Annotated in this window: 13 protein-coding genes and 1 riboswitch; of the genes, 2 read left to right on the top strand and 11 right to left on the bottom strand. The window is 66.2% G+C overall.

The features are described from left to right. Positions 1–54 precede the first annotated feature (54 nt). The 5 genes from DCM80_RS02130 to DCM80_RS02110 all read right to left on the bottom strand — a co-directional run bounded on the left by DCM80_RS02130 (position 55) and on the right by DCM80_RS02110 (position 3,680). Positions 55–663 carry a thiamine phosphate synthase gene (locus DCM80_RS02130; RefSeq protein WP_257195529.1) on the bottom strand — a complete coding sequence of 203 codons (609 nt, stop codon included), beginning with the start codon at positions 661–663 and terminating at the stop codon, positions 55–57. After that, positions 650–1,432 (bottom strand): thiazole synthase, encoded by a 783-nt coding sequence (locus DCM80_RS02125; RefSeq protein ID WP_257195528.1) that lies wholly within the window; start codon positions 1,430–1,432, stop codon positions 650–652. Before DCM80_RS02125 ends, DCM80_RS02130 begins: the two co-directional genes overlap by 14 nt. A gap of 172 nt (positions 1,433–1,604) precedes the next feature. Further along, positions 1,605–1,802 carry a sulfur carrier protein ThiS gene (gene thiS / locus DCM80_RS02120; RefSeq protein ID WP_257195527.1) on the bottom strand — a complete coding sequence of 66 codons (198 nt, stop codon included), beginning with the start codon at positions 1,800–1,802 and terminating at the stop codon, positions 1,605–1,607. Beyond that, positions 1,793–2,815: an FAD-dependent oxidoreductase gene (locus tag DCM80_RS02115; protein WP_257195526.1), complete on the bottom strand. Its 1,023-nt coding sequence runs from the start codon at positions 2,813–2,815 to the stop codon at positions 1,793–1,795. Before DCM80_RS02115 ends, thiS begins: the two co-directional genes overlap by 10 nt. Continuing rightward, positions 2,803–2,943, bottom strand: a riboswitch (TPP riboswitch). It overlaps the preceding gene by 13 nt. A gap of 173 nt (positions 2,944–3,116) precedes the next feature. Next, positions 3,117–3,680: a lytic transglycosylase domain-containing protein gene (locus DCM80_RS02110; protein WP_257195525.1), complete on the bottom strand. Its 564-nt coding sequence runs from the start codon at positions 3,678–3,680 to the stop codon at positions 3,117–3,119. Between the two features lie 257 nt (positions 3,681–3,937). On the opposite strand from DCM80_RS02110, the gene DCM80_RS02105 reads away from it, so the two are divergent. Together DCM80_RS02105 and DCM80_RS02100 are read left to right on the top strand one after the other, a co-directional pair. Further along, a complete protein-coding gene (locus DCM80_RS02105) occupies positions 3,938–4,138 on the top strand; it encodes a hypothetical protein (protein WP_257195524.1) in 201 nt (66 codons plus the stop codon). 257 nt (positions 4,139–4,395) lie between these two features. Continuing rightward, complete coding sequence (locus DCM80_RS02100) at positions 4,396–4,926, top strand: PRC-barrel domain-containing protein (protein ID WP_257195523.1); 531 nt, start codon at positions 4,396–4,398, stop codon at positions 4,924–4,926. Between the two features lie 89 nt (positions 4,927–5,015). On the opposite strand, the gene DCM80_RS02095 is transcribed toward DCM80_RS02100, so the two are convergent. The 6 genes from DCM80_RS02095 to DCM80_RS02070 form a co-directional block, all read right to left on the bottom strand. Further along, the gene (locus DCM80_RS02095; RefSeq protein WP_257195522.1) at positions 5,016–5,843 is read right to left on the bottom strand and encodes an ABC transporter permease; all 828 of its coding nucleotides are present in this window, start codon (positions 5,841–5,843) and stop codon (positions 5,016–5,018) included. Continuing rightward, positions 5,840–7,096, bottom strand: a complete 1,257-nt coding sequence (locus tag DCM80_RS02090) for an ABC transporter permease (protein WP_257195520.1) — start codon at positions 7,094–7,096, stop codon at positions 5,840–5,842. Before DCM80_RS02090 ends, DCM80_RS02095 begins: the two co-directional genes overlap by 4 nt. 224 nt (positions 7,097–7,320) lie before the next feature. After that, the gene (locus DCM80_RS02085; RefSeq protein ID WP_257195519.1) at positions 7,321–8,379 is read right to left on the bottom strand and encodes an ABC transporter substrate-binding protein; all 1,059 of its coding nucleotides are present in this window, start codon (positions 8,377–8,379) and stop codon (positions 7,321–7,323) included. Between the two features lie 59 nt (positions 8,380–8,438). Next, positions 8,439–9,548: an ABC transporter ATP-binding protein gene (locus tag DCM80_RS02080; protein WP_257195518.1), complete on the bottom strand. Its 1,110-nt coding sequence runs from the start codon at positions 9,546–9,548 to the stop codon at positions 8,439–8,441. 341 nt (positions 9,549–9,889) lie between these two features. Continuing rightward, positions 9,890–11,458, bottom strand: a complete 1,569-nt coding sequence (locus DCM80_RS02075) for a DUF4403 family protein (protein WP_257195517.1) — start codon at positions 11,456–11,458, stop codon at positions 9,890–9,892. A gap of 121 nt (positions 11,459–11,579) precedes the next feature. Continuing rightward, positions 11,580–12,218: a glutaminyl-peptide cyclotransferase gene (locus tag DCM80_RS02070; RefSeq protein ID WP_257195516.1), complete on the bottom strand. Its 639-nt coding sequence runs from the start codon at positions 12,216–12,218 to the stop codon at positions 11,580–11,582. Positions 12,219–12,224 lie beyond the last annotated feature (6 nt).

Below are 12,224 nucleotides of genomic sequence, written 5' to 3'. Positions count from 1 at the left end.
ATTGCTTCGTCGCAAGGCTCCTCGCAATGACGAGGGGAGAGAGTGGGGCGATCATCAGGCCACCTCCGCAGCTAGGCCGAGCCATTGCCGCACGCGGGCGTCGGGGTCGGGGTTCTGGGTGACGTCGGATACGACCGCAATGGAATCCGCGCCCGCGGCAAAGATCTCCGCGGCGTGCTCGAACTTGATGCCGCCGATGGCGACCAGCGGGATATCGCCGATGCGCTTCTTCCATTCGGTGATCTTGGGAATGCCCTGCGGCTCGAAGCGCATCGATTTCAGCGTGGTGAAGAAGATCGGGCCGAGGGCGACGTAATCGGGCCTGGCTGCGAGCGCGGTTTCAAGCTCGGCATCGTCATGGGTGGAGATACCGAGTGACAGGCCGGCTTCGCGGATCGCCTTGAGGTCGGCCTCGGCGAGATCTTCCTGGCCGAGATGCAGATATTTTGCGTCGGCGACGATCGCGGCGCGCCAATAATCGTTCACGACCAACTTGACTTGCGTGCCTTTCGTGATCGCCAGCGCGTCGGTGACCATCTGCAAGGCCTGGCCGTCGTCGAGCTCCTTGGCGCGCAGTTGGATGGTGCCGACGCCGAGCTTGGTCAGGCGCTCGATCCATTGGAGGCTGTCGACGACGGGATAGAAGCGATCAGGATACGGCATGCCAGAACGGGGTCCCAACGACAGGAGTGGAGGGGGAAGCGAAGTTGCGGGCGTTCATCAGCCCGGCTTCATAAGCGGTGCGGCCTGCATCGATCCCGAGGCGGAAGGCCCTGGCCATCGCGATCGGGTCCGCGGCTTTGGCGATCGCGGTGTTGAGCAGCACGGCATCATAGCCGAGCTCCAGCGCCTGCGCCGCATGGCTCGGCGCGCCCAGTCCGGCATCGACCACCAGCGTGATGTCGGGCAGGCGCTCGCGCAGCAGCTTCAGCGCATCGCGATTGGTGATGCCCTTGGCGCTGCCGATCGGAGCTGCCCACGGCATCACCACCTTGCACCCCGTTTCGACCAGGCGGTTCGCCACCGAGAGATCCTCGGTGCAATAGGGGAACACTTCAAAACCGTCCTTGATCAGGATGCCGGCGGCTTCGACCAGGCCGACGACGTCGGGCTGCAGCGTGTCGTTGTCGGCGATGACCTCGAGCTTGATCCAATTGGTGCCGAACAGCTCGCGCGCGAGCTTGGCGGTGGTCACCGCCTCGCGCACGGTGCGGCATCCCGCGGTGTTCGGCAGCACGGTGACGTCGAGCTCGCGGATCAGCTTCCAGAACGCATCGCCAGTCTTGCCGCCGGCGGATTCGCGCCGCAGCGACACCGTGACGATGCCGGCGCCGGAGGCCCGGATCGCCTCCTGCATGATCGCCGGCGAGGGATAGAGCGCGCTGCCGATGAGGAGGCGCGAGGCGAAGGTCTTGCCGTAGAAGGTCACCATGTCGAAGGTGTCTCCGCAAATGCAGCTGTCATCCCCGCGAAGGCGGGGATCCATACCGCGTGATTTCTCTTGGGGCACGCCGGGAGAGACCGAGCTCCATAACTCCTCCCTGGGGTTATGGGTCCCCGCGTTCGCGGGGACGACGTGGGGAGAAAGCGTGGCCTCATCTCCCTCACCCTCCCTGCCGCGGCGTGATGATCTCGATCTCGTCGCCGGCCTTCAAGCTCGTCTCGGCCCAGCGGCTTTTCGGCACGACGTCGTAGTTGAGCGCGATCGCGAAATGGGTGCCCTCATAGTCGAGCTCGGCGAGCAGCGCGTCGACGCTGGCGGAAGTCACCTCGCGCTGCTCACCATTGACGATCACGCGCACTGCATCACCTCGTTGTCGATCTGGCCGCGCTCGACATAGGCGAGCGTCAGCTCGGCGAGCGCAGGGGCGATCAGGAAGCCATGGCGGTAGAGGCCGTTGACGGAGATCGTTCTGCCGCGAATGCCGATGCGCGGCAGATTGTCGGGGTAGGCGGGACGAAGCCCCGAGCCGAACTCGACGATGCGGGCCTCGCCGAAGGCCGGGTGCACGGTATAGGCGGCGCCCAGCAACTCCAGCGCGGAGCGGACGCTGACGCCGGTGTCCTCGGCCTCGATCGAGGTCGCGCCCAGCATGAACAGATTGTTCTCGCGCGGGATCACGTAGAGCGGCCAGCGCGGATGCATCAGCCGCACCGGGCGCGCCAGCTGCACCTCGGCCGTCTCGATCAGGATCATCTCGCCCTTGACGCCGCGAAGCTCGCTGTGCTCGTCGCGGGCACCGAGGCCGCGGCAGTCGATGACGATGCCGTCGGGGTCCTTGGCGAGATCGCTTGCGGTCACGTCGCTCTCGAACTTGATGGTGCCGCCGGCGGCGCGGATGCGCGCGTGCAGCTGCGGCAGCACGCGGCGCGGCTCGACATGGCCCTCGGCCGGGAAGAACAGCGCGTCGCGGAAGCGGCCCTCCAGCGACGGCTCGAGCGCGGCGAGGCCGGCGGCGTCGAGCCGGCGGTGCTCCTCGGTCATGCGGGCAAAGCGCTCGAAATCGTTGCGCTCGCGCGGATGGGCGACGACGAGCGAGCCGTTGAACGGCGTGTCGGGCAGCTCGCGCCGCCAGATATGAAGCGAGCGCAGCCCGAGGCGGCTGATGATGGGCTCGGCGACCTCGGCCTCGCAATAGGGCGCGAGCATGCCGCCGGCCCAATGGCTGGTGGCGTCCGTCATCGCCTCGTCACCGCGCTCGTGCAAGGTCACGGCATGGCCGGCCTGTGCGAACAGCAGGGCCTGCCAGGCGCCCGCAATGCCTGCGCCGATGATGGATACCGGTGAATCCGGTCGCTTGGTCTTCTGCAACATCCCTGTCCCTTCGCCGGCATAACCCGGATCAGGTTCAAAGGGTCACCGCGGTCCTGGCAAGCCGGTTGATCGGCATTGCCCGTTTAGCGGTATCTCAGCTCCTCCTCGGAGCACCCCTCGGAACGGTGCTAATGTAGGACAGTGGGGCGGGGTGGTCAACGCGTTAGGTGGAAACCCTGCCCCGGCCGCAGCGCATCACGCAGTGGTGCGCTGCTGAGCCGGGGCCCATTTGCGGAGAGAGCATTGGGTCCCGGCTCTGCGCCGCAGCGTTGCACGCTGCAGCGCGTCCGGGACACGGGAGTCACCGCGAGGCTTGCGCCCGCGCGTTGCGGACGCGCTGGGCCAGCTTCCGGTGCGGAGCGGCGGCGAACATCGGCTGCGGGTTGCCGTTCGGCTCGAGCCAAAGTTGACCCATACCCCCCTGGCCCATGCTGCTGTCGCTCATGGTGGCGAGCTGCACGGCGTCCTGGCGCTGGCGCTTGGCGACGTAATAATAGCCGCCGGCGAAATAGCGCACGGCGCGGGCGTGGTCGCCATTGGCGGCGCGATAGGCGCCGGCGAGGTATTTCACGGCGTAGGTGAGGTTGGTGTTGGGATCGCGCAGGCCGGCGGCATCGCCGGTGTAGCCGACGCCGCGGGCGGTCGCGAGCTTGATCTGCATCAGGCCGATGGTGCCGCCGCGGCCGACCAGGTGGGGTTGATAGCGGCTCTCACGCATGATCACGCGGTGCACCAGCGCTTCGGGCACGCCGTTGGCGCGGGCATGGGCCGCGACCATCTCGGCATAGTCGGCTTGGCCGGCGAGCGCGGCTTGCGGCAATGTCAGTCCAGCCGCGAGCAGCGCGGCGATGCGTAAAATTTTCATCAGATATTCCTGAGGCCCTTGGACCCTTCCTTGGGCCCTTGGTGTGACCTGCGCCCGGCCGCCGTTAGGCCTTCCGAACGCGGCGATGATGTGACCAAACGCCGCCAATGGCGATTTTGCGGCGCCGAGCCGCTTTGACGACTCAATGTCGGGCTATGGGTTCCCTCAGGCGGATGCCCGCTCGCGGCAGCAAGGCTGTCTATTCGCGCGGGCGCGCAAAAGCGAGTAAAAGCGGCTAGCAAATCGGGAGAGGTGCCATGCCGAAAGCAATCCTCAGCGACACCCCCAGGCAGAACCCCTGTGCCCAGTGCGGCACGCCGATCCCGCGGCCCGACTGGATCGAGCCGGGCGAGGGACGCGTTTCGTATCTCTGGACCTGCCAGGCCTGCAATTACCGCTTCGAGGCGGTGGCCATCTACGACGAGACGGCCGTCGAGCACCCGCCGCTCGCGGCGTAAGGCCTTCCGCCAAGCAGCGCGCGAGCCTACGCCGCCAAGCGCGGCTGCTGCCACACGTCCTCGACGTCGATGGCGAGCCTGCTGTCCGAGACGTCGAGGCCGATCGACACCTCGCAATATGTTCACCTCGCAATATGTTCCTGGGTGACTCAGGAACAGTGCGCATGCGCGCATCGCGACGAAATTGCGGCGCGCACGGAACTGCGTGTGGTCAGCGCTGTTTTCTCCTTACGAGTTTCGTTGAAGGAGAGGACAACATGATGAAGTCGATCGTCGCCGGTCTTGCCGGCACCGCACTGCTCACGACCGTTGCGTTCGCGCAAGCACCGACCGCCACCACCGACAAGGCGGCGCCGTCCGCCACCACGACTACGTCCACGACCGCCTCGACCACGGCGTCCGGCCAGTGGCGTACGTCGAAGATGGACGGCCTGAAGGTCTATAACGAAGCCAACGAGAACATCGGCACCATCAACGACCTGCTGATGGACAAGAACGGCGACATCAAGATCGCCGTGATCGGCGTCGGCGGCTTCCTCGGCATGGGCGAGCATCTGGTCGCCGTGCCCTACGAGAAGCTGAAGTTCGTCAACGAGGCCGTGGCCTATACCGGTACCGGCGCGAAGCCTGCCACGACCACCACGACCGGCGCTGCGACCGGCACCGCCGACACCAAGCCCGCTGCGACCACGACGTCGTCCACTTCGAAATGGTACCCGGACCACGCCGTGTTCAACGCCAGCAAGGACGAGCTGAAGAACATGCCGGAGTTCAAGTATACGGAGTAATCCCACTCTGAGCGAGCAGACGAGGCGCGCCCGGTCTTCACCGGGCGCGCTGTCGTGTCGTTTTTTGTCTCGCGAGTTGCCCCCGTCCTTCAGCCGCCGGCCTTGAGTCGCTCGTTGCGGCGGCGCAGGGCTTCCATGGTGGCGAGGAGGATGACCGACACACTCGTCAGGATCAACGCCGCGGCCGTGATGGTCGGGCTGATGTTCTCGCGGATGCCGCTGAACATCTCGCGCGGCAGGGTGCGCTGCTCGGGCCCCGCCATGAACAGCACGATCACCACCTCATCGAAGCTGGTCGCGAAGGCGAACAGCGCGCCCGATGCGAGCCCGGGCAGGATCAGCGGCAGGATCACGCGGCGGAACGCTTGAAGCGGCGAGGCGCCGAGCGAGGCGGCCGCGCGCGCCAGATTGGTGTCGAAGCTCTGCAGCGTTGCGCCAACCGTGATCACCACGAAGGGCGTCGCCAGCGCCGTGTGGGCCAGGATCAGGCCGAGATAGCTGCCGGTCAGTCCGATCGGCGCGAAGAAGAAATAGAGGCCGACCGCGGTGATGACGCCGGGGACGACGACCGGCGACAGCACGAAGGCCAGCACGAGCGGCTTGAAGCGGCTCTTCCACTGCGCCAGCCCCAGCGCGGCCAGCGTGCCAAGCACCATCGACAGTGCGGTCGAGGCGACGCCGATGATCACGCTGTTCTTCAACGCATTCATCCAGCGCGGCGAGGTGATGAAGTCGTCGTACCAGCGTAAGGACAGCCCCGGCAGCGGATAGGTGAGGTACGAGCCCGAGCTGAAGGACAGCGGCATGATCGCGAGGATCGGCGCGATCAGGAAGACGAACACCAGCGTGGACACGACAATGGTCGCGGTCCACGCGATGCGTTGGCTGGGCGAGCGCAGGGCGGAATTGTCGCTCAATTCTTCATGCCTCCCGTGACCTGCTGGCCCTGCACCAGCTTGCCGTAGACGAGCGCCAGCAGAATGGTGGCGAGCAGCAGCACCGCGCCGAGCGCCGAAGCCAGGCCCCAATTGGCGGTGTCGGTGGTGTAGAGCGCGATGAAATAGCTGATCATCTGGTCGGCGGCGCCGCCGACCAGGGCCGGCGTGATGTAATAGCCGAGCGCCAGGATGAAGACGAGCAGGCTTCCCGCGGCGATGCCGGGCAGGGTCTGAGGCAGGTAGATGCGCAGGAAGGCGGTGACCGGCGGCGCGCCGAGCGAGGCGGCGGCGCGCAAGTAAGCCGGCGAAATCGCCTTCATGCTGCTGTACAGCGGCAGGATCATGAAGGGCAGCAGAACGTGGGTCATGGCCACGCAGACGCCGAAGCGGTTGTAGATCAGGCGCAACGGCTCGTCGATGATGCCGAGCCAGTGCAGGCTGTCGTTGACGACGCCTTTGCTCTGCAGCAGCACGATCCAGGCGCAGGTGCGGACCAGAAGCGAGGTCCAGAACGGCAGCAGCACGAAGATCATCAGCAGGTTCGACTTTCCGGGCGGCAGCGTCGCCAGGAGGTAGGCGACCGGGAAGCCGAGGATCAGGCAGAGGACGGTGACGCTGAGGCTGATGACGAAGGTGCGGACGAACAGGCTGCGGTAGATGGCCTGGTCCGGCGGGGCCGCGACGATCGCGCCGTCCACGTTCCGCACGAGGTCGAGCGCCGCCAGAAGGTAGAAGCCCGTGATGGGGCCGCTGGCGTCCTTGATCGTCGTCCAGGTGGCGCGTTCGCGCCAGGCCGGATTGATCCTGCCCAGCGCCTCCTTGGCGGTGCCGGGCTCGGGCGCGGCCTTCAGATTGCGGGCGGTGCCGGTCAGGATGGTGCGAAAGCCGTTCAGCGCGTAGTTCAACCGCTTCGCCGCGACGGCGATGGTGCCGGCGGCGCGTGCCGCCAGCACGTCGCTTGCCAGTGCTGCATAGGCTTTTTCGTCCGGCAGGTCCTTGCCGTCCCAATCGACGAGAGCAGCGATGGTTTGCGGCAGAACCTGACGCACCTCCCTGTCGTCGACCGCGCGCCACAACATGCCGGCGATGGGCCCGGCGAAGGTGAAGAGCAGGAAGACGAGAAGCGGGGCGACTAGCGCCAATGCCTTTAGCTGACGCGCGCGCTCTGCACGCCGTAGCCGGCGCTTGAGCGGCATCTCGGTTGACACGCTGGCGCTGGGCGCGGCTGTCATCGGGCTGGCCTCTGGGAGGAGAGGCCTGAGCAAGCGCCTCGTCCTTCGAGACGACCGCTTCGCGGTCTCCTCAGGATGAGGCTGATTGACATGGGTGCCTGCAAAGCTGCTGCCACAAATTCACACCTCATCCTGAGGGCCCGCCGGAGGCGGGCGTCTCGAAGGATGCGCCGCGGACGCGCAATCTGCCACGTCTTTGCCTCAGCGCCCATTTCGGCCGTGCGCTATTTCGCGGCCCATTTGTTGAAGCGCTCGGTCAGGCGGTCGATGTTCTCGAGCCAGAAGGCGACGTTAATCTCGACCGCGTTCTTGATGTTGTCAGGGGCCGTCGGCAGATCCTTCAGGACGGCGGGCGAGAGCTTGCCGGCCGCGTCCTTGTTCGAGGTGCCGTAGGCGATGTTCTCCGACAGTTTCGACTGGTTCTCCGCCTTGCCGACGAAGTCGAGGAACTTGTAGGCGGCGTCCTTGTTCGGGCTGCCCTTGAGGATGACCCAGCTGTCGAGCGTGAACAGCGCGCCGTCCCACACCATGCCGAAGTTCTTCTTCTCGTTCTTGTTCGCGGTGTCGATGCGGCCGTTGTAGACCGAGGTCATCGCCACCTCGCCGGAAGCGAGCAGTTGCGGCGGCTGGGCGCCGGCCTTCCACCAGACGATGTCGCCCTTGATGCTGTCGAGCTTCTTGAAGGCGCGCTCGACGCCCTCGTCGGTCGCCAGCACCTTGTAGACGTCTTTCGGTGCGACGCCGTCGGCCATCAGCGCGATTTCCAGCGTGGTCTTCGGGCCCTGACGCAGGGCGCGCTTGCCCGGAATCTTCTTGATGTCGAAGAAGTCGGCCCAGCCCTTCGGGGCTTCCTTCAGCTTGTCCTTGTCGTAGCCGAGCACGAAATCGTAGAGGATGGCGCCGACGCCGCACGGATTGACCGATGGCGGGATATAGGCGGCCTCGCCGCCGATCTTGGTGTAGTCCAGCTTCTCGAACAGGCCTTCCTCGCAGCCGACCGCAAGCTCGTCGCTCTCGACCTGGACGACGTCCCAGGTGGCGGCGCCGCCCTGCACCTTGGCGCGCAGCACGCCGACGCCGCCGTCCCAGGACTCGTCGTTCATGGCAATTCCGGCCGCCTTCTTGAACGGCTCGAAATAGACCTTCTTCTGGGCCTCCTGATAGGCGCCGCCCCACGACACGACGGTGAGGTCCCGCGCCTGTGCGACCGTCGCCAGCGCAGCGCTGGCACCGAGCGCGGCGGCAAAACCCAGAGCAATCCTGCCCATCTTGCGCTTCATCATGGTCCTGGTTCCCTTCTTGGTGCGAGTTGCGTTGAAGTTGAGCATTTCAGGTCCGTGTCTCAGACCGGATCGAGGGCGAGGCAATCCTCCGGGCGGAAGCTGATGAAGACGCTCTCGCCATGTCGCAGACTGCCATGGGCGCCCGGCTGAAGCTTGACCATGAACTCGGCGTTGCCGGCAACGTCGAGCACGGCCAGCGCGTGGTCGCCGAGATAGATGGTGTTCTGCACCTTCGCGGGCAGGCGGTTTGGTCCGTCGCCGGGGCTGCCGTCCGCGATGATGGCGATCCGCTCCGGCCGCACCGAGAGCGAGGTGGCGGCGCCCGCGCCCGAGACGTTGACGGCCCGGGCGGTGACGGCGCCGCCACCGGCCAGCGCGACGCGGCAATAATCCTTGTCGACCGTCTCGACGGTGCCGGCCAGCACGTTGTTCTCGCCGATGAAATGGGCGACGAAGCTGTTGACCGGATGCTCGTACAACGCGTCGGGCTTGTCGATCTGCTGCACGACGCCGTCGTTGAACACGGCGATGCGGTCGGACATGGTGAGCGCTTCGCTCTGATCGTGGGTGACGTAGACGATCGTGATACCCATCGTCTCGTGCAGCTGCTTGATCTCCAGCTGCATCTGCTCGCGCAGGCGCTTGTCGAGGGCGCCGAGCGGCTCGTCCATCAGCACGAGCTGCGGGTTGAAGACCAGCGCGCGCGCCAGCGCCACGCGCTGCTGCTGGCCGCCGGACAGTTGTCCGGGCCGCCGGTGCGCCAGGTTTTCCATCTTGATCATGCGCAGCGCCGCAGCCACGCGCTCCTGCACGTCCGCCTTGCTCGTCTTGCGAACGGAGAGCGGGAAGGCGATATTCTCGGCGATCGTCAGGTGCGGAAACAGAGCATAGTTCTGGAACACCATGCCGATGTCGCGCTTGTGCGGCGGCATGTTCTTGATCGGCCGCTCGCTGAGATAGATCTCGCCATGGGTCGGCACTTCGAAGCCGGCCAGCATCATCAGCGTGGTCGTCTTGCCCGAGCCCGACGGGCCGAGCAGGGTGATGAACTCGCCCTTCCTGATGTCGAGATCGAGGTTCTTCACCACGAGGTGCTCGCCATCGTAGGTCTTCTGAATGCCGGAAAAGCGTACCAATGCCGGCGGGGGCGTGACCATGCCGGCTTCCATGTTGACCTCGGCTTGCCGCTACGATGCTCGTCAGCACCTCGTTCGAGGTGGCCAGGGGCAGCTTAGCATCCTCGAATGAGAATGCCAGCCGGGCGGCCGATGAAGAGGCGTGCGAGTGCAGGCTATCGGATGCGATTCGCGGCGGTAGCATGCGCGCACGCCTCGTCCTTCGAGACGCCCGCTTCGCGGGCTCCTCAGGATGAGGCTAGGCGGCATTGGATGCACGTTGAAATGGCTGCCGCACACTCCAGCCTCATCCTGAGGGCCCGCCGGAGGCGGGCGTCTCGAAGGACGGCCGCGGGGACCGATCTCAATGCGATAGCCTTCTGAGAGTGAAAGCGCTACATCCCCGACAGCTTGCTCACGTACACGTTCAGCGAGCCGCCGGCTTCCGCGACCACGCGCAAGGTCTTGGAATCGAAGGCGATGTCGGCCAGCGTCAGGCTGTCGATCCTGGCCTCGACCTTGAGACCGTCCTCGCTCTTCTGGTAATCGGCGATTGCCGCGGCGATTTTCTCGCGGGCGTTGGCGGCAATCGGTTTCAGGTCGAGCGTCGCCTTCTGCAGCAGCGCCTGCTGCATCTGCGGCACCACGGCGCGCGCCGCGGCGCCCAGCAGGCCGAAGGCCGCCTCGGATTCCACTGCGAGCTCGATGTCGGTGAGCCGCAGCGTCTGTTGCGCCTGGTCGAGCACCGGCCGCCCCCAGATGTGCACGGTCGCCTCGGCGCCGAGGCCGAGCCAGCTCTTCTTCTCCTTGGCGCGCACCAGCAGGGAGATCAGCAGCCGGTCCCCCGACGGGGTCACGTTGGCGCTCTTCACGGTGACGTCGACCGGGCCGGATCCGTCCTCGGGATAGGTGCGGCCGACCATCTGCGCGGCGATCAGCTTGTTGATCTCGGTGAAGGGCACGTCGATCGGCACGCCGATGTTCACGCCGGTGCCGGTCGGCGGCACGATCGAGATCTTGTCGGGGAACGGACAATTCGGCTTGGTCGGCGTCGAGGTGACGCGCGTCTCCGCTTCCAGGCCGAGCAGCAGCGTCACGGCCTGCGCGTCGACACGCGGCTGCGCGGCGATGGCGCGGATCGGTTTCATCTCCAGCCAGAGCGGCGGCAGCGCGGCCGAGGCGCCCGAGCCCTGCAGCGGGATCGAGCGGCACGCCTTGGCCCATTGCAGCTTCGCGTTCTCGCGCAGGCTCGGATCGTTGCGGATCCGCTCGGAAACGATGTTGATCTGCTCGCCGACATTCTTGTCGATCAGCGGCTTCACTTGCGCCGGCACGTTGACCTTGGCGCCGGAGACATTGAGGTTGGTGTCGCCGAGATTGACCTGGGCGCCGAGATTGGGCTCGAGATGCCAATTGGCGGCGAGCTTCGGGCGCGAGGTGACGACCACGTTGCCCTTGATCTCCGCGCTGGCGTTCAGATTCTTGATGTTGACGGCGCCGATCCGCTTGGCTGCGTCACCGCCGAGCACGCTGCCGAGCGCGTCGCCGAGCGCGCCGGTGGCCTTCGCCGACAGCGAGCCCGTCACGTTCAGCTTGCCGGAGAGCGGCGTCGAGATCGTCAGCACGTCCTTGTCGCCGCTAGCTGCCATCGGCCCGCGCACGGCGGACCAGCCGATGTCGGCGTTCTCCAGGATCTGCGAGATCGGGTTGTCGGCCTTGCCAGCGAAATTGCGCGGCGCGGCCTTCTCGGCCTGCTCGCGGATCGCCGAGAGCGCGATGGCGACCGGCGCGATCACGATCGAGCTCTTCGCGGCCGGCGGCAGCGGCGGCAATTGCGCGACCGGCGGCGCCGAATTCGTCGCGCGCGGCGACAGCAAGTCCATCGCCTTCAAGCTGATGAAGAAGGACGCCGCGAGCACGGCGATTCCGACCAGGATGGTCTTCAGATTCAACGTCAGTCGCATCAATCCCCCAAGCCGCCCCGGCGGGGATTTTACAGGGCGGGCGAGCAGGGCGCTAGAGCGCACCGGTGGGGTGGAATTGCGGCGAACAGGTTAACGGATGCGCCCCGCCTTTGCCGGGCATTCAGCCGCGCCGGGGGCGGCGGACCGCTCTTACGTTGCCATTGTTGCCGCCGCCGCAAAAGAAGCGGTCGCCGCCATCGGATTCCAGCCCGGACACGCCCGTCCCGGCGGGCAGGTCGAGCTGCTCGAGCACCTTGCCGGTCGCGGGGTCGATCCGCCTGATGTCGCTCTCCTCGTTCTCCCAGGTGCCGTGCCAGAGCTCGCCGTCGACCCAGGTCACCCCGGTCACGAAGCGCTTGCTGTCGATGGTGCGGAGAACCTTGCCGGTTTCCGGATCGACCTGATGGATCCTGCGCTCGCGATATTCCCCGACCCACAGCGAGCCTTCGGCCCAGGCGAGGCCTGAATCGCCGCCGCCGCCCGGCGCCGGAATGGTGCTGATCACCTTGCCCGAGGACGCATCGATCTTCTGGATGCGATCCTCTGCGATCTGAAACAGGTGCCTTCCGTCGAATGCCGTTCCCGCATGTGCGGCGACATCGATGGAGCGCGCGACCCTGCCGCTATCGGGATCGACCGCATTCAATTTGTCGCCGGAGGCGAACCAGACATGGCTGCCGTCATAGGTGACGCCATGCACGGCCTCGACGCCCTCAAACGGCCCGTACTCCCTGATGATCTCGGCGGCTGAACGCTTCATCTGCTT

Source organism: Bradyrhizobium sp. WBOS08 (genome assembly GCF_024585125.1).
GTDB classification, from domain to species: Bacteria; Pseudomonadota; Alphaproteobacteria; order Rhizobiales; family Xanthobacteraceae; genus Bradyrhizobium; species Bradyrhizobium japonicum_B.
Note: the sequence above shows the minus strand (reverse complement) of the source record. Positions and strands in the feature narration are given on the sequence as shown.

What these genes read in the sequence shown, in the direction of transcription:
- DCM80_RS02130 (WP_257195529.1), bottom strand. Translation starts at nt 663, where the DNA reads ATGCCGTATCCTGATCGCTTCTATCCCGTCGTCGACAGCCTCCAATGG.
- DCM80_RS02125 (WP_257195528.1), bottom strand. Translation starts at nt 1,432, where the DNA reads ATGGTGACCTTCTACGGCAAGACCTTCGCCTCGCGCCTCCTCATCGGC.
- DCM80_RS02115 (WP_257195526.1), bottom strand. Translation starts at nt 2,815, where the DNA reads ATGTTGCAGAAGACCAAGCGACCGGATTCACCGGTATCCATCATCGGC.
- DCM80_RS02110 (WP_257195525.1), bottom strand. Translation starts at nt 3,680, where the DNA reads ATGAAAATTTTACGCATCGCCGCGCTGCTCGCGGCTGGACTGACATTG.
- DCM80_RS02105 (WP_257195524.1), top strand. Translation starts at nt 3,938, where the DNA reads ATGCCGAAAGCAATCCTCAGCGACACCCCCAGGCAGAACCCCTGTGCC.
- DCM80_RS02100 (WP_257195523.1), top strand. Translation starts at nt 4,396, where the DNA reads ATGATGAAGTCGATCGTCGCCGGTCTTGCCGGCACCGCACTGCTCACG.
- DCM80_RS02090 (WP_257195520.1), bottom strand. Translation starts at nt 7,096, where the DNA reads ATGACAGCCGCGCCCAGCGCCAGCGTGTCAACCGAGATGCCGCTCAAG.
- DCM80_RS02085 (WP_257195519.1), bottom strand. Translation starts at nt 8,379, where the DNA reads ATGATGAAGCGCAAGATGGGCAGGATTGCTCTGGGTTTTGCCGCCGCG.
- DCM80_RS02080 (WP_257195518.1), bottom strand. Translation starts at nt 9,548, where the DNA reads ATGGAAGCCGGCATGGTCACGCCCCCGCCGGCATTGGTACGCTTTTCC.
- DCM80_RS02075 (WP_257195517.1), bottom strand. Translation starts at nt 11,458, where the DNA reads ATGCGACTGACGTTGAATCTGAAGACCATCCTGGTCGGAATCGCCGTG.
- DCM80_RS02070 (WP_257195516.1), bottom strand. Translation starts at nt 12,218, where the DNA reads ATGAAGCGTTCAGCCGCCGAGATCATCAGGGAGTACGGGCCGTTTGAG.